Source organism: Kitasatospora sp. NPDC006697 (genome assembly GCF_042869935.1).
In the GTDB taxonomy this organism is placed as follows: Bacteria; Actinomycetota; Actinomycetes; order Streptomycetales; family Streptomycetaceae; genus Kitasatospora.
This window is the reverse complement of the sequence record NZ_JBIAGU010000014.1, coordinates 14,122-40,908: the sequence shown is the minus strand read 5'-3', so window position 1 is coordinate 40,908 and position 26,787 is coordinate 14,122. Positions and strand designations below refer to the sequence as shown.

General features: G+C 71.6%; 25 protein-coding genes. 21 read left to right on the top strand and 4 right to left on the bottom strand.

The features are described 5' to 3' along the window. Positions 1-119: 119 nt before the first annotated feature. Entirely contained in the window at positions 120-1,766 is a 1,647-nt protein-coding gene (locus ACFYNO_RS20855; protein ID WP_388014168.1) for a hypothetical protein, read from the bottom strand. Between the two features lie 158 nt (positions 1,767-1,924). Here ACFYNO_RS20855 and ACFYNO_RS20850 point away from each other — a divergent pair, with 158 nt between their 5' ends. The 4 genes from ACFYNO_RS20850 (at position 1,925) to ACFYNO_RS20835 (ending at position 5,281) form a co-directional block, all read left to right on the top strand. Continuing rightward, a complete protein-coding gene (locus tag ACFYNO_RS20850) occupies positions 1,925-2,305 on the top strand; it encodes a thiol-disulfide oxidoreductase DCC family protein (protein WP_388014165.1) in 381 nt (126 codons plus the stop codon). A 177-nt stretch (positions 2,306-2,482) separates the two neighbouring features. Beyond that, the gene (gene pgsA / locus ACFYNO_RS20845) at positions 2,483-3,133 is read left to right on the top strand and encodes a phosphatidylinositol phosphate synthase (protein ID WP_388014162.1); all 651 of its coding nucleotides are present in this window, start codon (positions 2,483-2,485) and stop codon (positions 3,131-3,133) included. Between the two features lies 1 nt (position 3,134). Further along, entirely contained in the window at positions 3,135-4,106 is a 972-nt protein-coding gene (locus tag ACFYNO_RS20840; protein WP_388014159.1) for a phosphatidylinositol mannoside acyltransferase, read from the top strand. Then, positions 4,103-5,281, top strand: a complete 1,179-nt coding sequence (locus ACFYNO_RS20835; RefSeq protein WP_388014156.1) for a glycosyltransferase family 4 protein — start codon at positions 4,103-4,105, stop codon at positions 5,279-5,281. The genes ACFYNO_RS20840 and ACFYNO_RS20835 overlap by 4 nt, the downstream gene beginning before the upstream one ends. Before the next feature lie 23 nt (positions 5,282-5,304). On the opposite strand, the gene ACFYNO_RS20830 is transcribed toward ACFYNO_RS20835, so the two are convergent. Next, positions 5,305-6,216, bottom strand: a complete 912-nt coding sequence (locus tag ACFYNO_RS20830; protein WP_388014153.1) for a hypothetical protein — start codon at positions 6,214-6,216, stop codon at positions 5,305-5,307. A gap of 144 nt (positions 6,217-6,360) precedes the next feature. Between ACFYNO_RS20830 and ACFYNO_RS20825 the strand changes: the two genes are divergently transcribed. The 12 genes from ACFYNO_RS20825 (at position 6,361) to ACFYNO_RS20770 (ending at position 18,802) form a co-directional block, all read left to right on the top strand. Then, positions 6,361-6,906: a hypothetical protein gene (locus tag ACFYNO_RS20825; protein ID WP_388014150.1), complete on the top strand. Its 546-nt coding sequence runs from the start codon at positions 6,361-6,363 to the stop codon at positions 6,904-6,906. A 129-nt stretch (positions 6,907-7,035) separates the two neighbouring features. Beyond that, entirely contained in the window at positions 7,036-7,950 is a 915-nt protein-coding gene (gene pdxS / locus ACFYNO_RS20820; protein WP_388014147.1) for a pyridoxal 5'-phosphate synthase lyase subunit PdxS, read from the top strand. 103 nt (positions 7,951-8,053) lie between these two features. Next, positions 8,054-8,677 (top strand): pyridoxal 5'-phosphate synthase glutaminase subunit PdxT, encoded by a 624-nt coding sequence (gene pdxT / locus ACFYNO_RS20815; protein WP_388014144.1) that lies wholly within the window; start codon positions 8,054-8,056, stop codon positions 8,675-8,677. Positions 8,678-8,757: 80 nt separating this feature from the next. Further along, positions 8,758-9,519: a YebC/PmpR family DNA-binding transcriptional regulator gene (locus ACFYNO_RS20810; RefSeq protein ID WP_388014141.1), complete on the top strand. Its 762-nt coding sequence runs from the start codon at positions 8,758-8,760 to the stop codon at positions 9,517-9,519. A gap of 120 nt (positions 9,520-9,639) precedes the next feature. Next, a complete protein-coding gene (gene ruvC / locus ACFYNO_RS20805) occupies positions 9,640-10,179 on the top strand; it encodes a crossover junction endodeoxyribonuclease RuvC (protein ID WP_388014138.1) in 540 nt (179 codons plus the stop codon). Beyond that, positions 10,176-10,790 (top strand): Holliday junction branch migration protein RuvA, encoded by a 615-nt coding sequence (gene ruvA / locus ACFYNO_RS20800; protein ID WP_388014135.1) that lies wholly within the window; start codon positions 10,176-10,178, stop codon positions 10,788-10,790. The genes ruvC and ruvA overlap by 4 nt, the downstream gene beginning before the upstream one ends. A 55-nt stretch (positions 10,791-10,845) precedes the next feature. Next, positions 10,846-11,964: a Holliday junction branch migration DNA helicase RuvB gene (gene ruvB, locus ACFYNO_RS20795; protein ID WP_388014132.1), complete on the top strand. Its 1,119-nt coding sequence runs from the start codon at positions 10,846-10,848 to the stop codon at positions 11,962-11,964. Positions 11,965-12,125: 161 nt separating this feature from the next. Continuing rightward, positions 12,126-12,530, top strand: coding sequence for a preprotein translocase subunit YajC (yajC, locus tag ACFYNO_RS20790; protein WP_388014129.1), 405 nt, complete (start codon positions 12,126-12,128; stop codon positions 12,528-12,530). 132 nt (positions 12,531-12,662) lie between these two features. Next, positions 12,663-14,489 carry a protein translocase subunit SecD gene (gene secD / locus ACFYNO_RS20785; protein WP_388014126.1) on the top strand — a complete coding sequence of 609 codons (1,827 nt, stop codon included), beginning with the start codon at positions 12,663-12,665 and terminating at the stop codon, positions 14,487-14,489. Positions 14,490-14,493: 4 nt separating this feature from the next. After that, complete coding sequence (secF, locus tag ACFYNO_RS20780) at positions 14,494-15,627, top strand: protein translocase subunit SecF (protein ID WP_388014123.1); 1,134 nt, start codon at positions 14,494-14,496, stop codon at positions 15,625-15,627. 31 nt (positions 15,628-15,658) lie between these two features. After that, positions 15,659-16,204 (top strand): adenine phosphoribosyltransferase, encoded by a 546-nt coding sequence (locus tag ACFYNO_RS20775; RefSeq protein WP_388014120.1) that lies wholly within the window; start codon positions 15,659-15,661, stop codon positions 16,202-16,204. A gap of 150 nt (positions 16,205-16,354) precedes the next feature. Next, positions 16,355-18,802, top strand: a complete 2,448-nt coding sequence (locus tag ACFYNO_RS20770; protein WP_388014117.1) for a RelA/SpoT family protein — start codon at positions 16,355-16,357, stop codon at positions 18,800-18,802. 62 nt (positions 18,803-18,864) lie between these two features. On the opposite strand, the gene ACFYNO_RS20765 is transcribed toward ACFYNO_RS20770, so the two are convergent. Both ACFYNO_RS20765 and ACFYNO_RS20760 read right to left on the bottom strand, forming a co-directional pair. Beyond that, the gene (locus tag ACFYNO_RS20765; protein ID WP_388014114.1) at positions 18,865-20,094 is read right to left on the bottom strand and encodes a DUF349 domain-containing protein; all 1,230 of its coding nucleotides are present in this window, start codon (positions 20,092-20,094) and stop codon (positions 18,865-18,867) included. A gap of 231 nt (positions 20,095-20,325) precedes the next feature. Next, positions 20,326-21,132 (bottom strand): peptidylprolyl isomerase, encoded by an 807-nt coding sequence (locus tag ACFYNO_RS20760; RefSeq protein WP_388014111.1) that lies wholly within the window; start codon positions 21,130-21,132, stop codon positions 20,326-20,328. 252 nt (positions 21,133-21,384) lie between these two features. Between ACFYNO_RS20760 and ACFYNO_RS20755 the strand changes: the two genes are divergently transcribed. From ACFYNO_RS20755 to ppk2, 5 genes are all read left to right on the top strand, one after another. Continuing rightward, complete coding sequence (locus ACFYNO_RS20755) at positions 21,385-22,092, top strand: MBL fold metallo-hydrolase (protein WP_388014108.1); 708 nt, start codon at positions 21,385-21,387, stop codon at positions 22,090-22,092. 11 nt (positions 22,093-22,103) lie between these two features. Beyond that, positions 22,104-23,366 carry a histidine--tRNA ligase gene (gene hisS, locus ACFYNO_RS20750; RefSeq protein ID WP_388014105.1) on the top strand — a complete coding sequence of 421 codons (1,263 nt, stop codon included), beginning with the start codon at positions 22,104-22,106 and terminating at the stop codon, positions 23,364-23,366. Beyond that, positions 23,363-25,147, top strand: coding sequence for an aspartate--tRNA ligase (gene aspS / locus ACFYNO_RS20745; RefSeq protein ID WP_388014102.1), 1,785 nt, complete (start codon positions 23,363-23,365; stop codon positions 25,145-25,147). Before hisS ends, aspS begins: the two co-directional genes overlap by 4 nt. A gap of 153 nt (positions 25,148-25,300) precedes the next feature. Continuing rightward, positions 25,301-25,864, top strand: coding sequence for a Uma2 family endonuclease (locus tag ACFYNO_RS20740; protein WP_388014099.1), 564 nt, complete (start codon positions 25,301-25,303; stop codon positions 25,862-25,864). Positions 25,865-25,970: 106 nt separating this feature from the next. Beyond that, complete coding sequence (gene ppk2 / locus ACFYNO_RS20735) at positions 25,971-26,762, top strand: polyphosphate kinase 2 (RefSeq protein ID WP_388014672.1); 792 nt, start codon at positions 25,971-25,973, stop codon at positions 26,760-26,762. The last annotated feature ends 25 nt before the right edge of the window (positions 26,763-26,787 follow it).

Here is a 26,787-nt window from a genome sequence, read left to right as displayed (position 1 = left end):
TGCGTCTCGCCCCACCCCTTGTGGCGCGGCCGGCGCCGCGGCCCGTGGGCGGCGCGGCCGCGGGGGGGGGCCCGGGGGCGGCCGGGGCGGCGGCCCCCCGCGGCCGTTGAGGAGAACCGTCACCAGGCGTCGTACTGGTCCGACTTGGACGGCCGGGCGCCCTGCAGTTCGCCCCTCATGCCGAGCGAGCGGCCGGTGAACCGCTCCACGTTGACGTCGTGGTCGGCCAGGAAGTCGATGGTGGCGGCGAGCACGGCGCTGACCACCGGGCTGGCGATCCGGATCGAGTCGTCGGCCATGAACCGGTTGCCCCAGGGGGCGCTGGCCCAGGCGTGCCGCAGTCCGAAGGGCTCCGGCAGCTTCATCGTGCCGCCCAGCCAGGCGAGCAGGCCGGGGGACCAGAGGAAGGGCGCGCGCAGGGCCTGGCGGACCACCTCGATGTTGTCCACCAGCGGGAGCTGGATGGTCCGCTCCTCCCAGAACTTGCCGGTCTTGGCCACGGTCCGCTCCCGGGGCTTCGGCTTGTCGCCGAAGGCGCCGTTGATCGGGCCGAGGGTGTGGCCGGCCACCGAGATCCGCAGGGTGTTGGCGATCGCGGTGACGGTGACGGTGACGCTGACGATCAGCTGGCCCCTGTTGAGCACGAACTGGGTGCCCAGGTAGTGGCGCGGGCCGTCCTTGCCGAAGTCCTGCTGGTTGGCGATGGTGGCGACGGCGTGGTCGCGCATCCGCGGACCGTCCATGTCGGCGCCGCTGGGCCGGCCGATCTCGTCGGCGCCGGCGCCGATGGAGCTGATCACCCACTGCTCGACGGTGGCGCCGGGGACGGCGCCGTTGGCCACGTGGCTGCGGCCGAAGGTGCCGTTGAGCCGGTCGGTGATCTTCTTCACCAGGTCCCAGGTGTGGAAGGTGCGGAACTCCTCGAAGCCCTCGGCGGGCCGGAGGTCCTCCACCATGTCCCAGGTGCCCCAGCGGCGGCCGAGGCCGAGTATGCCGTTGACGCCGGCGTAGTGCAGCACGTTGGTGTGCTGCTCCAGCACCAGCTGGGTCAGGCCCTCCTTGAGCGCCGCGGCCTTCTTGTCGTTCTCGTGCCGGGGCACGGCGGCGGGCAGCACGGCGGCGCCGAGGTTGCCGTCGAGCACGCCGGACCAGCGGGCGCGCAGCTCCTTGACCGACTTGACGACTATCCGCTTGGCCAGGAACCAGCCGAGCAGCGGGACCAGCATGGTGATCCGGAGGTAGAGCGAGGCGAAACCGACGAAGGGCGGGCGCCAGGCGAGCAGGCCGGTGAGGGCGAGCGGGACCAGCCAGACCAGGGTGCTGACGAGTCCGCCCCGCCTGCCGCCGGCCTGGAACTGGCGCAGCCGGACCGCGCCGAGCCAGATCAGCGTGCCGGGCAGGAAGAGCACGCCGCAGAGCACCGTGACGAGCATCAGCCGCTTGTCCCGCTCGGCGCGCAACTCCTCTGCGGCCAGGCAGTGTTCGACCACCAACCGGGGTTCGATGCCGTAGGCGGGCACCAGCGGTTTGCGCCCCTTGCCGAGGGTGCGGCCGATGACGGCCTTGCTGAAGGCCTCGCCGAGGTTGGGGCGGAACAGGGTGTGCCAGCCGGTCTTGCCGACCACGCCGTCCTGGACCTTGGCGACGAAGCCGTCCAGGTCGTCGTCGCGGTAGGCGGTCGCCGAGAGCATCTGGGTGACGGCAGTCTGCGGGCCGGCGTCCGTGCGGGGTATCTGCGCACCCGGAGTCATGTCGAGCTTGGCCATGGCAGCCTCCCCTCCCTCCGTGTCAGCGGCAGGTTACCGTGCCCGTGGGGCCTTGTGGCGATGATCGTCTGAAGTACCGTCACCTGGGGGTGACGCTTTCCGTCAGGTTCCTTCCCCCGTGTGACGCGGTTCGATCCCGATGGGGCAGGATCGGTGGTATGAGTCTTCCGGAACCACTGCTGGTCTTCGACGGCGACTGCGCGTTCTGCTCCTCCTGCGTCCGGGCGGCGGAGCGGTGGCTGCCGGGCGGTTGGGCGGCGCGGCCGTGGCAGTTCACCGAACTGGCGGAGCTGGGGCTGACCGAGGAGCGGGCGCAGCGGGAGGTGCTGTGGGTCACTCCGGCGGGGGAGGTGTACGGCGGCGCGCAGGCGGCGGCGAAGCTGTTGCTGCGGGCCGGCGGCGGCTGGGCCTACCTGGGCGGGGTGCTGCGGCTGGCGCCGGTGCGGCCGGTGGCGGGTCTGGTGTACCGGTGGGTGTCGCGCAACCGGCACCGGATGCCGGGGGGTACGGCGGCCTGTGCGCTGCCGCGGCGGGGGTGAGCGGCCGGTGGTGCCGCTGAGCAGGGCGGCCGATCGGGTGTGCGGCGGCCGGGAGGGGTCGGTGGCCTGGATACCATGGGTTCCGCCGGGTGGCTGATCCGCCCGGATGCCCGGTGCTGCCGCTGACGGCCGCCGGTGCTTCAGACCGGTAGTGAGATCGGAGCGGTCGGGAAGGCCATGCTCAACAAATACGCGCGTGCCTTCTTCACACGTGTGCTGACCCCGTTCGCCGCGCTGCTGCTGCGCCTGGGGGTGAGCCCGGACGCGGTGACGCTGATCGGCACGGCCGGGTCGGTGGCCGGTGCGCTGGTGTTCTTCCCGCGCGGGGAGTTCTTCTGGGGCGTGATCACGGTCACGCTGTTCATCTTCTCGGACCTGGTGGACGGGAACATGGCCCGCCAGGCGGGCACCTCCAACAAGTGGGGGGCGTTCCTGGACTCGACGCTGGACCGGGTGGCCGATGCGGCGATCTTCGGTGGTCTGGCGCTCTGGTACTCGGGCCAGGGGAACAACGACCTGATGTGCGCTGTGGCGGTGTTCTGCCTGGCGAGCGGCCAGGTGGTCTCGTACACCAAGGCGCGGGCGGAGAGCCTGGGGCTGCCCTGCGACGTGTCGGGTCTGGTGGAGCGGGCGGAGCGGCTGGTGATCAGCCTGACCTGCGCGGGTCTGGCGGGGCTGCACAAGTTCGGGGTTCCCTACATCGAGTGGCTGCTGCCGGTGGCGCTCTGGGTGGTGGCGGTGGGCAGCCTGGTGACAGTGCTGCAGCGGATGCTGACGGTGCGCCGGGAGGCCTTCGAGGAGCTGCGGCGCACCAGCCGGGAGGGTTGAGATGGCGGAGCGGGACGGTTCGGCGGCGAGCGGGGGGCTGCGCGCGCGGGCGGTGGACGCGGGGTTCGCGGCGGCCTGGGCGGTGCTGAAGGTGATGCCGGAGCCGATGGCGCGGGGCCTGGGCACGCTGGTGGCGGACTTCACCTGGCGGCGGCAGGGCAAGGGGGTGCGGCAGCTGGAGGCGAACCTGGCCCGGGTGCGGCCGCGGGCCTCGTACCTGGAGCTGCGGGAGCTGTCGCGGGCCGGGATGCGCTCCTACCTGCGGTACTGGATGGAGGCGTTCCGGCTGCCGGCCTGGGACGACCGGCGGATCTCGGGTGCGCTGCGGGTGGAGGGCCGGGAGCACCTGGAGGCGGCGATGGCGGCCGGCCGGGGCACGGTGCTGGCGCTGCCGCACATGGGGAACTGGGACCTGGCGGGTGCCTGGGTGGTGCGGCACTGCGGCTACCCGTTCACGACGGTGGCGGAGCGGTTGAAGCCGGAGGCGCTGTTCGAGCGGTTCGTGGCGTACCGCGAGGGCCTGGGCATGGAGGTGCTGGCGCTGACCGGCAGCGACCTGTCGGTGATCGCCACGCTGGCGCAGCGGCTGCGGGCGGGGAAGCTGGTCTGCCTGGTGGGGGACCGGGACCTGTCGGAGGCGGGGGTGCCGGTGGAGTTCTTCGGTGAGGCGACCCGGATGCCGGCGGGACCGGCGGCGCTGGCGCAGCGCACGGGTGCGGCGCTGCTGCCGGTCTCGCTCTGGTACGAGGGCGAGGTGATGGGAGCCCGGATCCACCCGCCGGTGGAGGTGCCGGCGGAGGTCGACAAGAAGACGGCGAAGGCGCTGATGACGCAGGCGATGGCGGACATCTGGGCGGCGGAGATCGACCGGCATCCGCAGGACTGGCACATGCTGCAGAAGTTCTGGATCGCGGACCTGCCGAAGGCGGCGGCCCGGACGGGCCGGGAGCCGGCGGCGGAGGCGGCCTCGTGAGGATCGGGATCGTCTGCCCGTACGACTGGGACGTGCCGGGCGGGGTGCAGTTCCACATCCGCGACCTGGCGGAGCACCTGATCGGGCGCGGGCACAAGGTGTCGGTGCTGGCGCCGGCCGATGACGAGGCGAAGCTGCCGCCGTACGTGGTCTCGGCCGGGCGGTCGGTGGCGGTGCCGTACAACGGGTCGGTGGCCCGGCTGAGCTTCGGCATCATCTCGGCGACCCGGGTGCGGCGCTGGCTGCGGGACGGCGGGTTCGACATCCTGCACGTGCACGAGCCGGCCTCGCCGAGCCTGTCGATGCTGGCGGGGTGGGCGGCGACGGGGCCGATGGTGGCGACCTTCCACACCTCGAACCCGCGGTCGCGGGTGATGATCGCGGCCTCGCCGATCCTGCAGCCGATCTTCGAGAAGATCGACGCGCGGATCGCGGTGAGCGAGTACGCCCGGCGGACCCTGGTGGAGCACCTGGGCGGGGACGCGGTGGTGATCCCGAACGGGGTGGACGTCTCGTTCTTCGCGCAGGCGCGGCCGGAGCCGCGCTGGACGGGGAAGACGATCGGGTTCATCGGGCGGATCAACGAGCCGCGCAAGGGCCTGCCGGTGCTGCTGGCGGCGCTGCCGAAGATCCTGGAGGCGCATCCGGACGCGCGGCTGCTCGTGGCGGGCAAGGGGGACGAGGCGGAGGCGGCGGAGCTGCTGGCGCCGGAGGTGCGGGCCCGGGTGGAGTTCCTGGGGATGGTGAGCGACGAGGAGAAGGCCCGGCTGCTGCGCAGCGTGGACCTGTACGTGGCGCCGAACACCGGGGGCGAGAGCTTCGGGATCATCCTGGTGGAGGCGATGTCGGCGGCGGCCGCGGTGCTGGCCAGCGATCTGGACGCGTTCGCGCAGGTGCTGGACGGCGGCCGGGCGGGGGAGCTGTTCCCGGTGGAGGACGCCGGGGCGCTGGCGGCGGCCGCGGTGCGGCTGCTGGACGATCCGGTGCGGCTGGCGGAGCTGCGGGCGGCCGCGGCGGAGCACGTCACCAGGTTCGACTGGTCGGTGGTGGGCGCGGACATCCTGGCGGTGTACGAGACGGTGGCGGACGGGGTGGGCGGCACCTCGGCGGGGCCGAAGGTGCGCGAGGACGAGAACGGTTCGCGGTTGCGGCGGGTGGGTCCGGCCCGGGACTGAGTGCCCGGGCCGGGTGCCCGGGGTCAGTGCAGGTGGATCACCTTGTGCATGCCGAGGAAGGCGTGCGGCAGGCCGGAGTGGTCGTCGGGCACGAAGCAGAGCAGCACGTAGTCGCCCGCGGGCAGCTTGTCGGGGTGGATCACGGCGTCGTGGTCGGGGGAGATGGCGCTGAGGCCGACCGGGACGCCGGTGAACGGCGGGGGCGGCGGCGGGGTGCCGCCGAGGATCGCGTCGAAGTAGGCCTGCACCTGGGCGTCGGTGGTGCCGGGGGCGACCGGCTGGATCTCCATCTCGTGCAGCTCGGGGGAGGCGTTGTGGACGAAGATTCCGCCGTTGGCGTCGTCCACGTCCTCGGCCTGGAAGCGCGGGCCGGCGGCGGTGTCGTGCTGGATGACGATCTCGTGCGGGAAGTGCGGCAGGTGGTAGCCGGCGTCCTCGCAGAGCTCGATCTTCTTGACCGGCGGCGGGCTGTCGGGGTGGGCCAGGAAGGAGGTGAAGTCGAGCAGGTAGATCGGGCCGGCCGAGATGTCCTCGGAGAGGATCGCCGGGACGTCGGGCCGCGCCAGGCCGCCGCCGAGGGCTTCGGCCTCGTCGCGGACCTTGGTGATCGCGGCGGCGGCGGTGGCCGGGTCCTGGCTGACGGCGCCGGCCAGGTCGACGAGCACCTGGTCGATGGTGGTCCCTGCGTGCGGGCGCAGGATCTGGAGCTGACGGCCGTTCGGGTCGTCGGTGGCGATCCGGAAGGTGACGGTGCCGCCGGGGTGGTCGTCCGGGGCCTGGATGACGCCGTCGGTGTTGAGCTGGACGTGGACGACGAAGCCCTCGTGGCCGGGTGCGTCGGCGCGGGCGACGCCGGTGGCGCCGAGTGCGGTGGCGATTGCCAGGGCGGCGACGGCCGCGCTCCTCGCGCTGCGGCGCAGCAGAGCGGTGCTCATGCGGGTCCTTTCGGTGGTGGTTTGCCCCCCTTTGGGTCCTTACTGAACAGATCAGCAGACTGACGGATCATCAGCCAGGCGCCATGCGGGGGACTGGTACCGGATGGCGTAGTGGCCGGTCGCGGGCCGGTAGCGTGGCCCCTCATGACCGATTGGATCTGGGCCGGCGTGGCCGTGGTGCTGTTCGCCGTCTACCTGAGCTGGACCGCCGGGCGGCTGGACCGGCTGCACGCGCGGCTGGACACGGCCAGGGCGGCGCTGGACGCGCAGCTGCTGCGGCGGGCCTCGGTGGCACAGGAGCTGGCCACCTCCTCGCTGCTGGACCCGGCGACCTCGATCGTGCTGTACGAGGCCTCGCACGCGGCCCGGCAGGCGGCGGAGGAGCAGCGGGAGGTGGCGGAGAGCGAGCTGAGCCAGGCGCTGCGGGCGGTGTTCGAGGAGCCGGAGCAGGTGGCGGAGCTGCGGGCGGCGCCGGGCGGCGAGGAGGTGCTGGACGACCTGACCTCGGCGGTGCGCCGGGTGCCGATGGCCCGGCGGTTCCACAACGACGCGGTGCGGGCGGCGCGGGCGCTGCGGACGCACCGGATCGTGCGGTACTTCCGGCTGGCCGGGCGGGCGCCGTTCCCGATGGCGTTCGAGATGGACGACGAGGCTCCGGCCGGGTTGGTGCCGCAAGGTTCGCCCGCGTAGCGTCGGCCGCTATCGGCCTGTTTGTCGATGAGGACGGGCCGGTCTGGACCGGGTGGCGCATCGGATCGGGCTTTTCACCGCCTACCATGGGGCGATAGCACACCGGTTCGTCTTCGAGTGAGGTCTTACGTGTCCACCAGCACTCCCGCTTCCGCCGACCAGCCGCAGATCGGCACCGCCCGGGTCAAGCGCGGCATGGCCGAGCAGCTCAAGGGCGGTGTGATCATGGACGTGGTCAACGCCGAGCAGGCCAAGATCGCGGAGGACGCCGGTGCCGTCGCCGTCATGGCGCTGGAGCGCGTCCCCGCCGACATCCGCAAGGACGGCGGCGTGGCCCGGATGTCCGACCCGGACATGATCGAGGGCATCATCGGCGCGGTCTCCATCCCGGTGATGGCCAAGTCCCGGATCGGCCACTTCGTCGAGGCCCAGGTCCTGCAGGCGCTCGGCGTCGACTACATCGACGAGTCCGAGGTGCTGACCCCGGCCGACGAGGTCAACCACTCGGACAAGTGGGCGTTCACCACCCCCTTCGTCTGCGGTGCCACCAACCTGGGCGAGGCGCTGCGCCGGATCGCCGAGGGTGCGGCCATGATCCGCTCCAAGGGCGAGGCCGGCACCGGCAACGTGGTCGAGGCCGTGCGCCACATGCGCCAGATCAACTCCGACATCCGCCGCCTGACCACGCTGGACGAGAACGAGCTCTACGTCGCGGCGAAGAACCTGCAGGCCCCGTACGAGCTGGTCAAGGAGGTCGCGCAGCTGGGCAAGCTCCCGGTCGTGCTGTTCTCCGCCGGCGGTGTGGCCACCCCGGCCGACGCCGCGCTGATGATGCAGCTGGGTGCCGAGGGCGTGTTCGTCGGCTCCGGCATCTTCAAGTCGGGCGACCCGGCCAAGCGCGCCGCCGCCGTGGTGAAGGCCACCACCTTCTTCGACGACCCGAAGGTGATCGCGGACGTCTCCCGCGGTCTCGGCGAGGCGATGGTCGGCATCAACTGCGACACCCTGCCGGAGACCGAGCGCTACGCCAACCGCGGCTGGTAGTCCCGGCCCCGCGCTCCTTCGTCGGCCCGCCGCGCGCACCCTCCGGGCGCGGCGGGCCGACCTGCTTCTCCCCATACCTACCGAGCAGAAGAGGTAGTCACCCGTGTCCACCCGCACCGCAGTCATCGGCGTCCTGGCCCTGCAGGGCGACGTCCGCGAGCACCAGATAGCGCTGGCCGAGGCCGACGCGCTGGCCCGTCCGGTCCGCCGGGCCGAGGAGCTGGCCGAGGTCGACGGTCTGGTGATCCCCGGCGGGGAGTCCACCACCATGTCCAACCTGGCGCTCTCCTTCGGCCTGATGGAGCCGCTGCGCGCCCGGGTGGCGGAGGGCATGCCGGTCTACGGCTCCTGCGCGGGCATGATCATGCTCGCGGAGAAGATCCTGGACGGCCGGGACGACCAGCAGACCATCGGCGGCATCGACATGACGGTGCGCCGCAACGCCTTCGGGCGGCAGAACGAGTCCTTCGAGTCGGCGATCGACGTCAAGGGCTTCGACAGCGCGGTGCACGGCGTCTTCATCCGGGCCCCCTGGGTGGAGTCGGTGGGCGCGGGCGTCGAGGTGCTGGCCGAGCTGCCGGCCGCGGACGGCGCGGAGGCGCGGATCGTGGCGGTTCGGCAGGGGAACCTGCTGGCCACCTCGTTCCACCCGGAGCTGACCGGCGACCACCGGGTGCACCGGCTGTTCGTCTCGATGGTCCAGGAAGCGCTCGCCGCCCGGGGCTGACCGGGTGCCCGGGGCGCTGCCCCGACACCGGTAGGATCTCCTCTGTTTCATTTCCCTTTGGCGACGTAAAGGAGCTGGTGATGTCCGGCCACTCTAAGTGGGCTACCACCAAGCACAAGAAGGCCGTGATCGACGCCAAGCGCGGCAAGCTCTTCGCCAAGATGATCAAGAACATCGAGGTGGCGGCCAAGACCGGTGGGCCCGACCCGTCCGGCAACCCGACGCTCTACGACGCCATCCAGAAGGCGAAGAAGAGCTCGGTCCCGATCGACAACATCAACCGCGCGGTCAAGCGCGGTGGCGGTCTGGAGGCCGGCGGCGCCGACTACTCGACCATCATGTACGAGGGATACGGCCCGAACGGCGTCGCGGTGCTGATCGAGTGCCTGACCGACAACCGCAACCGCGCGGCCTCCGACGTCCGGGTCGCGATGACCCGCAACGGCGGCTCGATGGCCGACCCGGGCTCGGTCTCCTACCTGTTCGCCCGCAAGGGCCAGGTGATCGTCCCCAAGGCCGACGGCGTGGACGAGGACAAGGTGCTCGAGGTCGTGCTCGAGGCCGACCTGGACGTCGAGGTCAACGACCTCGGCGACACCCTCGAGGTGGTCTCCGACCCCAGCGACCTGGTCACCGTGCGCTCCGCGCTGGTGGACGCCGGCCTGGACTACGACTCGGCCGAGTCGCCGTTCATGCCCAGCATGCAGGTCGAGCTGGACGTGGACGGCGCCCGCAAGATCTTCAAGCTGATCGACGCCCTCGAGGACAGCGACGACGTGCAGAACGTCTTCGCCAACTTCGACATCCCGGACGAGGTCGGCGCGCAGCTCGACGCCGAGTGACACCTGCTCCACCCACCGGCCCGGCGGTCCGTCAGGACCGCCGGGCCGGTGTCGTCGCGGGGGCTGTCGGTACCGGCGGCTAGGGTCTGACCAGGCAACGACTGCGTGGAGGGCGGGAGCGTGCGGGTACTGGGTGTCGACCCGGGGCTGACCAGGTGCGGGGTCGGCGTGGTGGAGGGGACGCCGGGCCGCCAGCTGCGGATGCTCGGGGTCGGCGTGGTGCGCACCCCGGTGGACGCCGAGGTGCCGCTGCGGCTGCTGGCCGTGGAGGAGGGCCTGGAGCGCTGGCTGGACGAGCACCGCCCGGAGCTGGTCGCCATCGAGCGGGTCTTCGCCCAGCACAACGTGAGCACCGTGATGGGCACCGCGCAGGCCAGCGCGGTCGCCATGCTCTGCGCCAGCCGGCGCGGCATCCCGGTGGCCCTGCACACCCCCAGCGAGGTCAAGGCGGCCGTCACCGGCTCCGGCCGGGCCGACAAGGCCCAGGTCACGACGATGGTGACCCGGCTGCTGCGGCTGGCCGAGCCGCCCAAGCCGGCCGACGCGGCGGACGCGCTGGCCCTGGCGATCTGCCACATCTGGCGCGGCAGCGCGAACGACAGGATCGCGGCGGCGCTGGCCCGCACCGCCGCCCCCCGAGGCAAGGAGTACCGCCCGTGATCGCCTTCGTTCAGGGCCCGGTCGCGGCCATCTCGGCCGGCACCGCCGTGGTCGAGGTCGGCGGGGTCGGCATGGCGGTGCAGTGCACCCCCACCACGCTGGCCGCGCTGCGGCTCGGCGAGCCGGCCCGGCTGGCCACCTCCCTGGTGGTCCGGGAGGACTCGCTCACCCTCTACGGCTTCGCCGACGACGACGAGCGGGCCACCTTCGAGGTGCTGCAGGCCGCGCCCGGGGTCGGGCCCCGGCTGGCCCAGGCGATGCTCGGGGTGCACAGCCCGGAGGCGCTGCGGATCGCGGTGGCCCAGGGCGACGAGCGGGCGCTGATCAAGGTGCCCGGGATCGGCAAGGCCAAGGCGGCCAAGCTGCTGCTGGAGTACAAGGACAAACTGGGCGCGCCGCACGGCACCGTGCCGGTGCAGAGCGCGCCGGTCGCGGCCGGTCCCGCGCCCTGGCAGGACCAGCTGCACGCCGCGCTGGTCGGCCTGGGCTACGCTCCGCGCGAGGCCGAGGAGGCGGTCGCCGCCGTCACCCCGGAGGCGGAGGCCCAGCAGCGCACCGACGTCGGCGCACTGCTGAAGTCCGCGCTGCGGACGCTGAGCCGGGCCCGCTGACCCGCCGCCCGGCGATCTGACCCTTCATCAACGTGTCGACATGGAGCCAGTTCTGATGAGCCCGTACGACTCCGACCCCCTGGGGGACCGGCTGGTCGGTGCCGCCGCCGAGGACGCGGACCAGGCGGTGGAGGCGGCGCTGCGGCCCAAGCAGCTGGACGAGTTCATCGGCCAGGAGCGGGTCCGCGAGCAGCTGTCGCTGGTGCTCCGGGCGGCCCGCAAGCGCGGCAGCGCGCCCGACCACGTGCTGCTCTCCGGCCCGCCCGGACTGGGCAAGACCACCCTGTCCATGATCATCGCCGCCGAGCTGAACGCGCCGATCCGGATCACCTCCGGCCCGGCCATCCAGCACGCCGGCGACCTGGCCGCGATCCTCTCCTCGCTGACCGAGGGCGAGGTGCTCTTCCTGGACGAGATCCACCGGATGTCCCGTCCCGCGGAGGAGATGCTCTACATGGCGATGGAGGACTTCCGGGTCGACGTGATCGTCGGCAAGGGCCCCGGCGCCACCGCGATCCCGCTGGAGCTGCCGCCGTTCACCCTGGTCGGGGCGACCACCAGGGCCGGCCTGTTGCCGCCGCCGCTGCGCGACCGGTTCGGCTTCACCGGCCACATGGAGTTCTACGCCCCCGCCGAGCTGGAGCGGGTGGTGGTCCGCTCGGCCGCCCTGCTGGACGTGGAGATCGACCCGGCCGGCGCCGCCGAGATCGCCGGCCGCTCCCGGGGCACGCCGCGGATCGCCAACCGGCTGCTGCGCCGGGTCCGGGACTACGCCCAGGTCGAGCACGACGGGGTGATCACCGCCGCGATCGCCGGCACCGCGCTGCGGGTCTACGAGGTGGACGAGCGCGGTCTGGACCGGTTGGACCGGGCGGTGCTGCACGCCCTGCTGCGGCTGTTCGGCGGCGGCCCGGTGGGCCTGTCCACGCTGGCCGTCGCGGTGGGGGAGGAGGCCGAGACGGTCGAGGAGGTGGCCGAGCCGTTCCTGGTCCGCGAGGGTCTGCTGGCCCGCACCCCGCGCGGCCGGATCGCCACCGCCGCGGCCTGGCAGCACCTGGGCCTGACCCCGCCCCCGCAGACGCCCGCGGGGCGTGGCGCGCTGCCCGGGCAGCAGCAGTTCTTCGGGGCGGAACCGGTCGTCGGCGAAGGCCCGGAGCGAGCCACGGAGAACTGACCCGGCCGCAGACTCGCCACCTTCGGCGGCATGATGCGATGCTTGGCGTTGTCCGATCAGAGCGGGTCTCCTAGACTTCGCCGGACCGTACCGTCTCACTGGCGGGACGACCATCGCCACTGGCCAGCCTCCCGGCCGGGCCCTCTAAGGACATTTCTGCTGTGAGTCTCATCATCCTCGTCCTCCCGATCGCCGTGATGTTCCTGCTGTTCCGGTCGCAGAAGAAGCGACAGGCGCAGGCCCAGACGACGCAGTCGGCCATGGTTCCGGGCTCCGCCGTCCGTACGATCGGCGGCCTCTACGCCACCGTCAAGTCGATCGGCGACTCGACCGTGGAGCTGGAGATCGCGCCCGGTGTCTTCACCCACTTCGCGAAGAACGCCATCGCCGCGGTGATCGACCCCCAGGAGTACGACGAGATCATCAACGGCCGTCCCGCCGAGGACGAGGCCGCGGAGCTCGCGGACTCCGAGGCCGACGCGGTCGACGCCGAGCAGACCGACGCGGCCGAGGCCGTCGAGGACAGCATCAGCCTGGAGAAGGCCGGCGAGAAGACCGCCAAGTAGTACCCCCACGGCACGCAGCACCCGTCAGGCTGCATTACTTCACGGTTGTCCGCGGCCGGCACCGCCCACCTGCAGCTCCCGCAGGCGGGCGGTGCTGAATCCAGCGGCATGGGACAGGGAGAAACGAGCAAGGTGGCAACACCCAAGTCGCGTCCGCGCGACGGTTACCCGGGGCGGGCGCTGGCCCTCATCCTGGTCGTGGCCGTCGGACTGGTCGCCCTCATGTTCGGGACGGGCCACAGGACGCCTCGCCTCGGGATCGACCTCGCAGGTGGGACCAGCATCACGCTGACCGCCACCTCGAAGGACAAGGCCGCGATCAACCAGACCAACATGGACACCGCGGTCAGCATCATCCAGAAGCGAGTCAACGCTTTCGGTGTCTCCGAGGCCGAGGTCCAGACCCAGGGGAACGACAACATCGTCGTCAACATCCCCAAGGGCACCAACAGCCAGCAGGCCGCCGAGCAGGTCGGCACCACCGCGCAGCTCTACTTCCGCCCGGTGATCACCTACCAGCCCTCCGGCGTGCCCGCCGCCAGCCCGTCGCCCAGCGGCTCCGCCTCCGGCAGCGCTTCGCCGAGCGCCGCGGCCTCCGGTAGCCCCTCGGCCGCCGCCTCGGCCGCTCCCAGCGCCTCCGGCAGCCCCTCGGCCGCCGCGAGTCCCAGTGCCAGTGCCAGCGCCACCAAGGCCGGCCGTGCCGTCACCGATGCGCTGAAGGCCGATGCCGCCTCCCCGTCCGCGGCCGCCTCGCCGTCGGCCCCGGCCGCCGCCTCCGCGGCCCCGAGCTCCTCGGCCTCCGCGCCCTCGATGGCCGTGCCGAGCGCCAGCCCGAGCGCCGACGCCGCGGCCCAGGCCGCCATCGCCGCCCAGTTCCAGGCCCTGGACTGCTCCAAGCAGGACCAGCGCAAGGACTACCAGACCGACCCGGCGCAGCCGACCGTCGCCTGCTCGTACGACGCCGAGAGCGGCGTCTACAACAAGTTCGTCCTGGGCCCGGTCGCGGTCACCGGCAAGGACGTCTCCAAGGCCGCCGCGGGCTACGACACCCAGCGCGCCGCCGGGTGGGAGGTCCAGCTGACCTTCAACGACAAGGGCTCCAAGGACTTCGCGACCACCACCGGCCAGCTCGCCACCCAGCAGGCCCCGGCCAACGAGTTCGCGATCGTGCTGGACGGCAAGGTCGTCTCGCACCCCTACGTCTCGCAGTCGATCACCGGCGGCAACGCGGTGATCTCCGGCTCCTTCACCCAGGAGCAGGCCAGCAGCCTCTCCAACGTGCTCAGCTACGGCGCGCTGCCGCTGAGCTTCGACAAGAGCGACGTCACCACCGTCTCCGCCGCGCTCGGCGGCGACCAGCTGCACGCCGGCCTGCTGGCCGGTGCGATCGGCCTGGCGCTGGTGGTCATCTACTCGCTGGTCTACTACCGGGGCCTGGGCCTGGTCTCGATCGCCGGTCTGGTGGTCTCCGCCATCCTGACCTACGCGATCATGACCCTGCTGGGAGCCAGTATCGGGTTCGCGCTCAACCTCCCCGCGGTCTGCGGTGCGATCGTCGCGATCGGCATCACGGCGGACTCGTTCATCGTCTACTTCGAACGGATCCGCGACGAGGTCCGCGAGGGCTCGCCGCTGCGGCCGGCCGTGCAGCGGGCCTGGCCCCGGGCCCGGCGCACCATCCTGGTCTCGGACTTCGTCTCCTTCCTCTGTGCCGCGGTGCTCTACGTGGTCTCGGTCGGCAAGGTCCAGGGCTTCGCCTTCACCCTGGGGCTCACCACCCTGCTCGACATCGTGGTGATCTTCCTCTTCACCAAGCCGCTGATCACGCTGCTGGCGCGGAAGAAGTTCTTCGCCGAGGGCCACCCGTGGTCCGGTCTCGACCCGAAGCGGCTGGGCGCCCGCCCGCCGCTGCGCAGCAGCCGTCGTCGCACCACCTCCACCGCCGTCAAGGAGGCATGACGCAATGTCACGCTTCAGCAACCTCGGCCACCGGCTCTACCGGGGCGACGTCAGCTTCGACTTCGTCGGGCGCCGCAAGCTCTGGTACAGCATCTCCGGCGCGATCGTGCTGGTGGCCGTGGTCGGCCTCGCCACGGTCGGCCTGCACCTGGGCATCGAGTTCAAGGGCGGCTCGGTCTACACCGTGACCAAGCCGGGCCTGTCGGTCAGCCAGGCGCAGGACGAGATCGACAAGATCACCGGCGACTCCACCGCCCAGGTGCAGGCCACCGGTGACGGCAAGATCCGGATCCAGGTCAGCTCGACCGAGAAGGTGTCCTCGGACACCGTGGTCAAGTCGCTGACCACCGACCTGGGCGTGCCGGCCTCCGCCATCGACGCCCAGGTGGTCGGCCCCAGCTGGGGCCACCAGATCTCCCAGAAGGCGCTGCTCGGCCTGATCATCTTCATGGTCCTGGTCACCGCCTACCTGGCGATCGCCTTCGAGTGGCAGATGGCGCTCTCGGCGCTGGTCGCGCTGATCCACGACCTGCTGATCACCATCGGCGTCTACGCCGTGGTCGGCTTCGAGGTCACCCCCGGTACGGTGATCGGCTTCCTCACCATCCTCGGTTACTCGCTCTACGACACGGTCGTCGTCTTCGACACCGTGAAGGAGAACACCAAGGGCCTCGAGAAGCAGAACAGGCTCACCTACAGCGAGGCGGCCAACGCCGGCCTCAACCAGACCCTGGTGCGCTCGCTCAACACCACCGTGGTGGCGCTGCTGCCGGTGGCCGCGCTGCTCTTCATCGGCGGCGGCCTGCTCGGCGCCGGCACCCTGAACGACATCTCGCTGGCGCTGTTCATCGGCCTCTCGGCCGGTGCCTACTCCTCGATCTGCGTCGCCACCCCGCTGCTGGCGTTCCTCAAGGAGCAGAGCCCGCAGATGAAGGCGCTCAGCAAGCGGGTCGCCCAGCGGCGCGCGGCGGACGCCAAGGCGGCCGCGGCCAAGGCCGAGGCGGGCGAGCCGGCGGACGAGCCGGTCGCTGCGGCCGAGGACGCCGTCGTGGACGGTGTCGCGGCGGGTATGGTCGGTCAGCGCAACCAGCCGGTGAGCCGGGCCCGGGGCAAGGGCCGTCCCTCCGGCAAGCGCTGAACCCCGTACCCCTCCGAAGAAAGACCAACACGTGACCGACACCGCCTTGGCCGACCTGCTCAACAGCCGGATCCGGGACGTGCCCGACTACCCGAAGCCGGGGGTGCTGTTCAAGGACATCGCCCCGCTGCTGGCCGACGCCGAGGCGTTCGGGGCGCTCACCCGGGCGCTCGCGGACCGGGCGAAGGAGCTGGGCGCGACCAAGGTGGTGGGCCTGGAGGCCCGCGGCTTCGTGCTGGCCGCCCCGGCGGCCTTCGCGGCGGGCCTCGGCTTCGTGCCGATCCGCAAGAAGGGCAAGCTGCCCGGCGAGGTCTTCCAGCAGTCCTACGACCTGGAGTACGGCTCGGCCACCCTCGAGGTGCAGTGCGACGCCTTCGAGCCGGGCGAGCGGGTGCTGGTGGTGGACGACGTGCTCGCCACCGGCGGCACCATCGCCGCCTCGCTGGACCTGGTCCAGCGGACCGGCGCCCAGCTGGTCGGGGTGGTCGTGCTGATGGAGCTCGGCTTCCTGGACGGGCGCGAGCGGCTGGCCACGCACCTGGACGGGGCTCCGCTGGAGACCCTGGTCACGGTCTGACATCGAGACGGTCTGTCACTGAAGCACTGCCGAGAGCGGTGATCGCGGACGCGATCACCGCTCTCGGCATGTCAGGCCTCGGCCGGTCGGCAGTGGCGGGCCCGCGCTCGGTACCATGAAGGCCAGTCCGGTGCGTACCGAGGAGTGCCCTTGCCCGACGAGGCCCAGCACACGGCCGCCGCGCCCAGCAGCAGCGAGCAGGGCGGGCGGCAGCCCGCGCAGCCCGGCGCGCGGCCGGCGCCCCCCACCGGCCTGGCCCGTGCGGTGGGCCCCGCGCTGCGCCAGGCCTCCTCCAGCGGCGGCATGCGGGCCCGGCTGGCCCGCTTCGGCGGCCAGCGCGGCGCCGTGCTCAACCCGGTGCTGGAGCCGCTGTTCCGCACCATCCGGGCGCAGGACCCGAAGGCCGACCCGGCGCTGCTGCGCGACATCGAGCGCGCCTACGCGGTGGCCGAGCGCTGGCACCGCGGCCAGAAGCGCAAGAGCGGCGACCCGTACATCACCCACCCGCTGGCCGTGGCCACCATCCTGGCCGAGCTGGGGATGGACGCGCCGACCCTGATGGCCGGCCTGCTGCACGACACCGTCGAGGACACCGACTACGGCCTGGAGACCCTGCGCCAGGACTTCGGCGACTCGGTCGCGCTGCTGGTGGACGGCGTCACCAAGCTGGACAAGGTCAAGTTCGGCGAGGCGGCGCAAGCGGAAACGGTTCGCAAGATGGTCGTCGCGATGGCCAAGGACCCCCGGGTCCTGGTGATCAAGCTGGCCGACCGGCTGCACAACATGCGGACCATGCGCTACCTCAAGCGGGAGAAGCAGGAGAAGAAGGCCCGCGAGACGCTGGAGATCTACGCCCCGCTGGCGCACCGGCTGGGCATGAACACCATCAAGTGGGAGCTGGAGGACCTGGCCTTCGCCATCCTCTACCCCAAGATGTACGACGAGATCGTGCGCCTGGTCGCCGAGCGCGCCCCCAAGCGCGACGAGTACCTGGCCACCGTGATCGACCAGGTGCAGCACGACCTGCGCGGGGCCCGGATCTCCGCCTCGGTCACCGGCCGGCCGAAGCACTACTACTCGGTCTACCAGAAGATGATCGTCCGCGGCCGCGACTTCGCCGAGATCTACGACCTGGTGGGCATCCGGGTCCTGGTCGACACGGTGCGGGACTGCTATGCGGCGCTCGGCACCATCCACGCGCGGTGGAACCCGGTCCCCGGCCGGTTCAAGGACTACATCGCGATGCCCAAGTTCAACATGTACCAGTCGCTGCACACCACGGTGATCGGCCCCGGCGGCAAGCCGGTCGAGCTGCAGATCCGCACCTTCGACATGCACCGCCGCGCCGAGTACGGCATCGCCGCGCACTGGAAGTACAAGCAGCGCGCGGTGGCCGGCGCCTCCAAGGTGCGCACCGACACCCCGACCCAGGTCCGCAAGGAGGACAAGGCCGGCGCCGTCAACGAGATGGCCTGGCTGCGGCAGCTGCTGGACTGGCAGAAGGAGACCGAGGACCCGAGCGAGTTCCTGGAGTCGCTGCGCTTCGACCTCTCCAACAACGAGGTCTTCGTCTTCACCCCCAAGGGCGACGTGATAGCCCTGCCCGCGGGGGCCACCCCGGTGGACTTCGCCTTCGCGGTGCACACCGAGGTCGGCTACCGCTGCATAGGGGCCCGGGTCAACGGCCGCCTGGTGCCGCTGGAGTCGACGCTGGAGAACGGCGACGCCGTGGAGGTCTTCACCTCCAAGGCCGAGGGGGCCGGCCCGTCCCGGGACTGGCTGACCTTCGTCAAGTCGCCGCGGGCCCGCAACAAGATCAAGGCCTGGTTCTCCAAGGAGCGCCGCGAGGAGGCGATCGAGCAGGGCAAGGAGGCGATCGTCCGGGCGATGCGCAAGCAGGGCCTGCCGATCCAGCGCATCCTCACCGGCGACTCGCTGGTCACCCTGGCGCACGAGATGCGGTACCCCGACATCTCCTCGCTCTACGCGGCGATCGGCGAGGGCCACGTCTCGGCCCAGTCGATCGTGCAGAAGCTGGTGCAGGCGCTCGGCGGCGAGGAGGGCGCCAGCGAGGAGTTCGCCGAGACCGCCACGGTGCCCAGCCACGAGGGCCGGGCCCAGCGCCGGCGCCGGGCCAAGGGCGATCCGGGCGTGATCGTCAAGGGCGTGGACGACGTCTGGGTCAAGCTGTCGCGCTGCTGCACGCCGGTGCCGGGCGACCCGATCGTGGGCTTCGTCACCCGCGGCAACGGGGTCTCGGTGCACCGGGCGGACTGCGTCAACGTGGACTCGCTGACCCAGCAGCCCGAGCGGATGATCGAGGTCGAGTGGGCGCCCACCCAGTCCTCGGTCTTCCTGGTGGCGATCCAGGTCGAGGCGCTGGACCGGTCCCGGCTGCTCTCCGACGTCACCCGGGTGCTCTCCGACCAGCACGTCAACATCCTGTCCGCGGCGGTGCAGACCTCCCGGGACCGGGTGGCGATGAGCCGGTTCACCTTCGAGATGGGCGACCCCAAGCACCTGGGGCACGTGCTCAAGGCGGTCCGCGGGGTGGAGGGCGTCTACGACGTCTACCGGGTCACCTCGGCCCGCAAGTAGTCCCACCGCACGCGAAAGGGGCCCCCTTCCGGGGGCCCCTTCCTGCTGTTCGGATCAGCGGATCAGCCGCTGAACTCCTGCAGGCTCTTCAGCGCCTGGTCCAGCAGCGCCTGGCGCCCCGCCAGCTCGCCCTCCAGCTTGGCGGCCTTGCTCGCGTTGCCGGCCGCCCGGGCCTTGTCCAGCTCGGCCTGGAGCTTGTCCACGGCCGCCTGCAGCAGGCTGGTCATGCCGGTCGCGCGGGCCCGGGCCTCCGGGTTGGAGCGCTGCCACTCGGCGTCCTCGGCCTCGCGGATCGCCCGCTCGACCGTGTTCAGCCGGCCGTCCAGCCGCGGCTTGGCGTCGCGCGGGACGTGGCCGATCGCCTCCCAGCGCTCGTTGATCTCCCGCAGCGCGGCCTTGGCGGCCTTGATGTCGGTGATCGGCAGGATCGCCTCGGCCTCGGTGGCCAGCGCCTCCTTGAGCTTCTGGTTGGCCGACTGCTCCGCGTCCCGCTCGGTGAAGACCGCCGAGCGGGCCTGGAAGAAGACGTCCTGGGCGCCGCGGAACCGCGCCCACAGCTCGTCCTCGGCGTCCCGCTGGGCCCGGCCGGCTGCCTTCCACTGCGCCATCAGGTCGCGGTAGCGGGCCGCGGTGTCGCCCCAGTCGGTCGAGCCGGAGAGCGACTCGGCCTCGGCGACCAGCCGCTCCTTGACCGCCCGGGCCTGGTCGCGCTCGGCGTCCAGCTGGGCGAAGTGCGCCTTGCGGTGCTTGGAGAAGACCGAGCGGGCGTGCGAGAACCGGTGCCAGAGCTCGTCGTCGCTCTTGCGGTCGAGCCGGGGCAGGCCCTTCCAGGTGTCCACCAGGGCGCGCAGCCGGTCGCCGGCCTCGCGCCACTGGGTGGACTGGGCCAGCTGCTCGGCCTCGGAGACCAGCGCCTCCTTGGCGGCGCGGGTCTCCTCCGCCGCCTTGGCCCGGGCCGCCTTGCGCTCCACCTGGCGGGACTCGATCTCCCCGGTCAGGGTCTCGAGCCGCTGGGCGAGCGCGGCCAGGTCACCGACCGCGTGGCCCTCGACGACCTGGGCACGCAGGTGCTCCAGCGCGGTCTGGGCGTCCTTGGCGGCCAGGTCGGTCTTGCGGACCCGGTGCTCCAGCAGACCGATCTCGGCGGACAGGCCCTGGTACTTGCGCTCGAAGTAGGCGAGAGCCTCCTCGGGGGAGCCCGCCTGCCAGGAACCGACGACGCGTTCGCCGTCGGCCGTCCTGACGTACACGGTCCCCTGCTCGTCGACACGGCCCCACGGGTCGCTGCTCACAGCGCCTCCTCCACATGACGTCCCGTCACCGGCTGCGGTGCGGATCGTCGTCCACAGTTGAATGTGCGGCGGACCGATGGTCCGCCGTTCCCGGCCGCCCGGTCCTGAGGTGCCCATCGTGCTTGCCGCGGGTGACGGCGGGCCGGCCAGGGCACCCTATACAACGCCAACATAGGCGACCAGGCCCGGTGCTGTCCGCATCCGGGCCGGGTCGATTTCCGGCGGACCGGATCAGTTCTTGACCGCGGTCACCTTGTTGAAGACCACGTTGGCGTTGGGCGCGCCGTCGCCCGCGCCGTTGGCGTCGTTCTCGCCGCCGCCGGCGATGTTGTTCAGCACGTCCAGGCCACCGGTGATCTTGCCGAACGGGGTGTAGCTGGGCGGCAGCTGGGTGTCCTTGTAGACCAGGAAGAACTGGCTGCCGTTGGTGTTCGGGCCGGAGTTGGCCATCGCCACGGTGCCGGCCGGGTAGGTCGCGCCGGTCAGGTTCTCGTCGGTGAACTTGTAGCCCGGGCTGCCCGAGCCGGTCGCGGTCGGGTCGCCGCACTGCAGGACGTAGATGCCCTGGGTGGTCAGGCGGTGGCACTTGGTGTGGTCGAAGTAGTTCTGACCGGCCAGGAAGACGAAGGAGTTCACCGTGTGCGGGGCCTTGCCGGCGTCCATGGTGAAGGTCACCGTGCCGCAGCTGGTCTCCAGGGTGGCGGTGTAGGTCGCCTTGTCGTCGACCGTCATGGCCGGCTCGGTCGACCACTGCTTGTTGTTCGGGGTGCCCGCCGCGGGCGTGGTGCAGCCCTTGACGCTGACCGGGGCGGAGGCGCTCGGGGTGGGCGCGGCGGCCGCCGTCGAGGACTTCTTGTGGTCGGAGGAGAAGACGCCCGAGGCGGCAAGTCCGACACCGGCGACCACCACGACGGCCAGCGAGGCCCCGATGATCGCATTGCGGCGCTTCGCCGCGGCCGCGGCCTCGACGCGGTTCTTCTGCTGCCGCTCGTACTTCTCACGGGCGAGCTGCCGCCGCCGCTGTTCGCTGGTGACCACCGGGCCGTCTCTCCTAGGTCATGCCGTAGTGCACGGAATGTGGATGTGCTGGGCGGATCATCGCATCCACCAGCCGCCAAGTGTAGGGACCCCGGGTCTAAGAACACCGTGAGAAGGCGGACGCGGGGCACCCGAACCACCGGGTCGGCGGCACGCGCGGAACCGGTTAGCAACCGGTGCCTTACCGCCGGTAGGCTGCGGGGACAGACTTCTCCACCCGTCCGCCCCGCGACTCCCGAGCCGAGGTCAGCCGTGTTCATCGCCGGATTCCCCGCCGGAGCCTGGGGGACCAACTGCTACCTGGTGGCGCCCGCCGCGGGCGAGGAGTGCGTGATCGTCGACCCCGGCCACCAGGCGGCCGCCGGGGTCGAGGCGATGGTCCGCGAGCACGGGCTCAAGCCGGTCGCCGTGGTGCTCACCCACGGGCACATCGACCACGTGGCCTCGGTGGTGCCGGTCTGCGGCGCCCAGGGCGTGCCGGCCTGGATCCACCCGGCCGACCGGTTCATGCTGACCGACCCGGAGAAGGCGCTCGGCCGCTCGATCGGCATGCCGCTGATGGGCGAGCTGACCGTCGGCGAGCCCGACGACCTGCGGCTGCTGGCGGACGGCAGCGAGCTGGAGCTGGCCGGCCTGAAGCTCACCGTCGACCACGCGCCCGGCCATACCGAGGGGTCGGTGACGTTCCGGACGCCCGCGACCGGGGAGATCCCCCCGGTGCTCTTCTCGGGCGACCTGCTCTTCGCCGGCTCCATCGGGCGCACGGACCTCCCGGGCGGCAGCACCGAGGCGATCTACCGGTCGCTGGCCCGGGTCTGCCTGCCCCTCGACGACACCACCGTGGTCCTCTCCGGCCACGGCGGCCAGACCACCATCGGCCGCGAGCGCGCCACCAACCCCTTCCTCAAGCAGGCGGCCGGGTTGGGCGAAGGCCCCGCGGCACCGCGACGAGGAATGTGACGGAAGAGAAGTTGAGCACCTTCACCGCCCCCAAGGGCACCTACGACCTGCTGCCGCCCAGCTCGGCCACCTTCCTGGCGGTCCGCCAGGCGCTGGCCGCCCCGCTGCGCCGGGCCGGCTACGGCTACATCGAGACCCCGGTCTTCGAGGACACCAAGCTCTTCTCCCGCGGCGTCGGCGAGTCCACCGACATCGTCACCAAGGAGATGTTCACCCTCACCCAGCGCGGCTCCGAGGCGCTGGCGCTGCGCCCCGAGGGCACCGCCTCGGTGGTCCGCGCGGTGCTCCAGGCCAACCTGCACAAGCAGGGCAACCTGCCGGTCAAGCTCTGGTACTCGGGCAGCTTCTACCGCTACGAGCGCCCGCAGAAGGGCCGCTACCGGCAGTTCTCCCAGGTCGGCGCCGAGGCGCTGGGCGCCGAGGACCCGGCGCTCGACGCCGAGCTGGTCATCCTGGCCGACGACGCCTTCCGCGACCTCGGCCTGCGCGACTACCGGCTGCTGCTCAACAGCCTGGGCGACAAGCAGTGCCGCCCGGTCTACCGGGCCGCGCTGCAGGAGTTCCTGCGCGGCCTCGACCTGGACGAGGACACCCGGCGCCGGGCCGAGATCAACCCGCTGCGGGTGCTGGACGACAAGCGCGAGGCCGTGCAGGCCCAGCTGGCCGGCGCCCCGCTGCTGCGCGACTACCTCTGCGAGGACTGCAAGGCCTACGACGAGCAGGTGCGCGCGCTGCTCACCGCCGCCGGCGTGGCCTACGTGGACGACCCCAAGCTGGTCCGCGGCCTGGACTACTACACCCGCACCACCTTCGAGTTCGTGCACAACGGCCTCGGCGCGCAGTCCGCGATCGGCGGCGGCGGGCGGTACGACGGGCTCTCCGAGATGCTGGGCGGCCCCGCGCTGCCCTCGGTCGGCTGGGGCCTGGGCGTGGACCGGATCTTCCTGGCCCTGGAGGCCGAGGGGATCACCCTGGACGTGCCCGCCGCGACCTCGGTCTACGCGGTGGCGCTCGGCGAGGAGGCCAAGAACCTGCTCTTCGCCAAGGCCACCGAGCTGCGCCGGGCCGGCATCGCCACCGACCTGGCCTTCGGCGTCAAGGGCATCAAGAACGCGATGAAGTCCGCCGACCGCTCCGGCGCCCGGTTCGCGCTGATCGCGGGCGACCGCGACCTGGCCGAGGGCGTCGCGCAGCTCAAGGACCTGACCACCGGCGAGCAGACCGCCGTCCCCCTCGACGCACTCGTCACCACCCTGAAGGAGAAGCAGCTGTGATCCGCACGCACGACGCGGGCACGCTCCGCGCGGAGCACGCCGGAGCGACCGTCACCCTGGCCGGCTGGGTCGCCCGCCGCCGCGACCACGGCGGGGTGGCCTTCATCGACCTGCGCGACGCCTCCGGCACCGTGCAGGTCGTGGTCCGCGACCTCGAGTCGGTGCACGGCCTGCGGTCCGAGTACTGCGTCAAGGTGACCGGCGAGGTCCGGGTCCGCCCGGAGGGCAACGAGAACCCGGAGATCCCGACCGGCGCCGTCGAGGTCGTGGTGGAGAGCATCGAGGTGCTCTCCGAGGCCGCCGCGCTGCCGTTCCAGGTCGCCGAGTACGAGCCCGGCTCGGTCAACGAGGAGGTCCGGCTCCGCTACCGCTACCTGGACCTGCGCCGCGAGGGCCCGGCCCGGGCGCTGCGGCTGCGCTCCCGGGTGAGCAACATCATCCGCCGGGTGATGGAGGAGAACGACTACCTCGACATCGAGACCCCGTACCTGACCCGCTCCACCCCCGAGGGCGCCCGCGACTTCCTGGTGCCGGTCCGGCTGCAGCCCGGCCACTGGTACGCCCTGCCGCAGTCGCCGCAGCTGTTCAAGCAGCTGCTGATGGTGGCCGGCATGGAGCGGTACTACCAGATCGCCCGCTGCTTCCGCGACGAGGACTTCCGGGCCGACCGCCAGCCGGAGTTCACCCAGCTCGACATCGAGGCCTCGTTCGTCGACCAGGAGGACATCCTGGCCCTCGGCGAGAAGATCATCGGTTCGATCTGGCGCGAGGTGCACGGGTACGAGATCCCCAACCCGCTGCCCCGGCTGACCTACGCGGACGCGATGGCCCGCTACGGCTCGGACAAGCCCGACGTGCGGTTCGGCCAGGAGCTGACCGACCTCACCGAGTACTTCAAGGGCACCGAGTTCCGGGTCTTCCAGGCCCCGTACGTCGGCGCCGTGGTGATGCCGGGGGGCGCCTCGCAGCCGCGCAAGCAGCTGGACGCCTGGCAGGACTGGGCCAAGGCGCGCGGCGCCAAGGGCCTGGCCTACGTGCTGATCGACGCCGAGACCGGCGAGCTGCGCGGCCCGGTGGCCAAGAACCTCTCCGCCGAGCACCTGGCCGGCCTGGCCGCCGCGGCCGGCGCCAAGAACGGCGACGCGGTCTTCTTCGCGGCCGGCAAGCGCACCGCCTCCCAGGAGCTGCTGGGCGCCGCCCGCCTGGAGATCGGCCGCCGCTGCGAGCTGATCGACGAGTCGCAGTGGGCCTTCCTCTGGGTCGTCGACTTCCCGATGTTCGAGCCGATCGAGGACGAGAAGGGCGAGTTCCAGGGCTGGCACGCGGTGCACCACCCGTTCACCGCCCCCACCGCCGAGTCGCTGGCGAGCTTCGACACCGACCCGGGCAACGCGCTGTCCAACGCCTACGACCTGGTGCTCAACGGCTCCGAGCTGGGCGGCGGCTCGATCCGCATCCACCAGCGCGAGGTGCAGAAGCGGGCCTTCGACGCGATCGGCCTCTCCGAGGAGGAGGCGGCCTCGCAGTTCGGCTTCCTGCTGGACGCCTTCAACTACGGCCCGCCGCCGCACGGCGGCATCGCGCTCGGCCTGGACCGCGTGGTCACCCTGCTGGGCGGCTACGACACCATCCGGGACGTCATCGCCTTCCCGAAGACCTCCACCGGCGGCGACCCGCTGACCGGCGCCCCGACGCCGATCACGCCCGCCCAGCGCAAGGAGGCCGGCGTCGACGCCACGCCCAAGGCGGCGGGCGAGGCCAAGGCGGCCCAGGAGGGCTGACCGGACTGACCGCGTGACCGACCGGTGGTGCCCCGTTTGGCGTAACGGGGTGCCACCGGTCGTCGTTTGTCAGGTCGACGCTGTGAACCGATACCGTCGCTCGGTCCCCCTGAGGGACAATGCGGGCAGGGACTCGGAGGAGGAGGAAGGACCGTGAGCGTTGCGGCCATCGAGCAGCACAGCGGACCGTGGACGTTGGACGACGTCCTGGCACTGCCCGAGGATTCCCACCACCGGGTCGAGCTGGTCGGGGGGGCTCTTCTGATGAGCCCGAACCCCACTATCGACCACCAAGGCGCCAGCTATCGTCTCCATGTACTCCTGGAGGCGGCGATCCAGGCGGCCGGGGCGGCACTGGATGTGCGGGAGGCTGTGAACGTCATCGTTCCGGATGGCCTTCTCATCCCAGATGTCGTGGTGGCCGATGCCGAGGCCATCCGCAAGGGAGGAGTCGCTCTGCACGCCCACGATGTCAGCATCGTGATCGAGATCGCTTCGCCGTCGACCAGGGTCGCGGACAAGCGCCTCAAGCCCTCTCTTTACGCTGCTGCAGGTATTCCGCATTATTGGCGGGTCGAACTCTCCCCGGTCCCGAGGCTTTACCTGGGCCGGCTGGAACTCGGCGGATACGTCGAGCGACTGGTCCAGAGCGGCGAGACCACCGCGTTGGCGGAGCCGTTCCCGCTCGACCTGGATCCCGCACGCCTCTTGCAGTGAGGCACCTAGGGAGCGCGTGCTGATGATCAGACTTAATCTGAGGCATTATCAGCACTCGTCCACCAGGAGCCGCCCCGTGACCGACAAGCCCGCCAAGCAGCACCGGATGGAGAAGAAGCTCTACGAGGCCGAACTGCTGCGGCTCCAGGAGGAGCTGGTGAAGCTGCAGGAGTGGGTGCGGGCCGAGGGGGTGCGGCTGGTCGTGGTCTTCGAGGGGCGGGACGCGGCGGGCAAGGGTGGGGCGATCAAGCGGGTGACGGAGTACCTGAACCCGCGGGTGGCGCGGATCGTGGCGCTGCCGGCGCCGACCGAGCGGCAGCGCGGGCAGTGGTACTTCCAGCGGTACGTGGAGCAGCTGCCGGCCGCCGGGGAGATCGTGCTGTTCGACCGCAGCTGGTACAACCGCGCCGGGGTGGAGCGGGTGATGGGGTTCTGCACCGAGGAGGAGTACTGGCAGTTCCTGCACCAGTGCCCGACCTTCGAGCGGATGCTGATCGAGGCCGGGATCGAGCTGCGCAAGTACTGGTTCTCGGTCAGCGACACCGAGCAGGAGCGCCGGTTCCAGGCCCGGCTGGACGACCCGATGCGGCGCTGGAAGCTGTCGCCGATGGACACCGAGTCGATCAGCCGCTGGGAGGAGTACTCCCGGGCCAAGGACGAGATGTTCGTCTACACCGACATGCCGGAGTCGCCGTGGCACGTGGTGGAGAGCGACGACAAGCGGCGGGCCCGGGTCAACATGATCGCGCACCTGCTCTCCACCCTGCCGTACGAGGACGTCACCAAGCCCCCGGTGGCGCTGCCGCCGCGCCCCGAGTCCAAGGGCTACCAGCGGCCGCCGCGCGACCTGCAGAAGTACGTGCCGGACCACGCGGCGGAGCTGGAGCGCAGGAGCTGAGCCCGGCTGTGCCATGATGGCGCGT

Excerpts from the sequence above, each read along its gene's own strand:
- ppk2 (WP_388014672.1), top strand. The coding sequence starts at position 25,971 with ATGGAGAAGAAGCTCTACGAGGCCGAACTGCTGCGGCTCCAGGAGGAG.
- ACFYNO_RS20840 (WP_388014159.1), top strand. The coding sequence starts at position 3,135 with ATGGCGGAGCGGGACGGTTCGGCGGCGAGCGGGGGGCTGCGCGCGCGG.
- ACFYNO_RS20830 (WP_388014153.1), bottom strand. The coding sequence starts at position 6,216 with ATGAGCACCGCTCTGCTGCGCCGCAGCGCGAGGAGCGCGGCCGTCGCC.
- ACFYNO_RS20855 (WP_388014168.1), bottom strand. The coding sequence starts at position 1,766 with ATGGCCAAGCTCGACATGACTCCGGGTGCGCAGATACCCCGCACGGAC.
- ACFYNO_RS20850 (WP_388014165.1), top strand. The coding sequence starts at position 1,925 with ATGAGTCTTCCGGAACCACTGCTGGTCTTCGACGGCGACTGCGCGTTC.
- ACFYNO_RS20810 (WP_388014141.1), top strand. The coding sequence starts at position 8,758 with ATGTCCGGCCACTCTAAGTGGGCTACCACCAAGCACAAGAAGGCCGTG.
- ACFYNO_RS20825 (WP_388014150.1), top strand. The coding sequence starts at position 6,361 with ATGACCGATTGGATCTGGGCCGGCGTGGCCGTGGTGCTGTTCGCCGTC.
- pgsA (WP_388014162.1), top strand. The coding sequence starts at position 2,483 with ATGCTCAACAAATACGCGCGTGCCTTCTTCACACGTGTGCTGACCCCG.
- ruvB (WP_388014132.1), top strand. The coding sequence starts at position 10,846 with ATGAGCCCGTACGACTCCGACCCCCTGGGGGACCGGCTGGTCGGTGCC.
- secF (WP_388014123.1), top strand. The coding sequence starts at position 14,494 with ATGTCACGCTTCAGCAACCTCGGCCACCGGCTCTACCGGGGCGACGTC.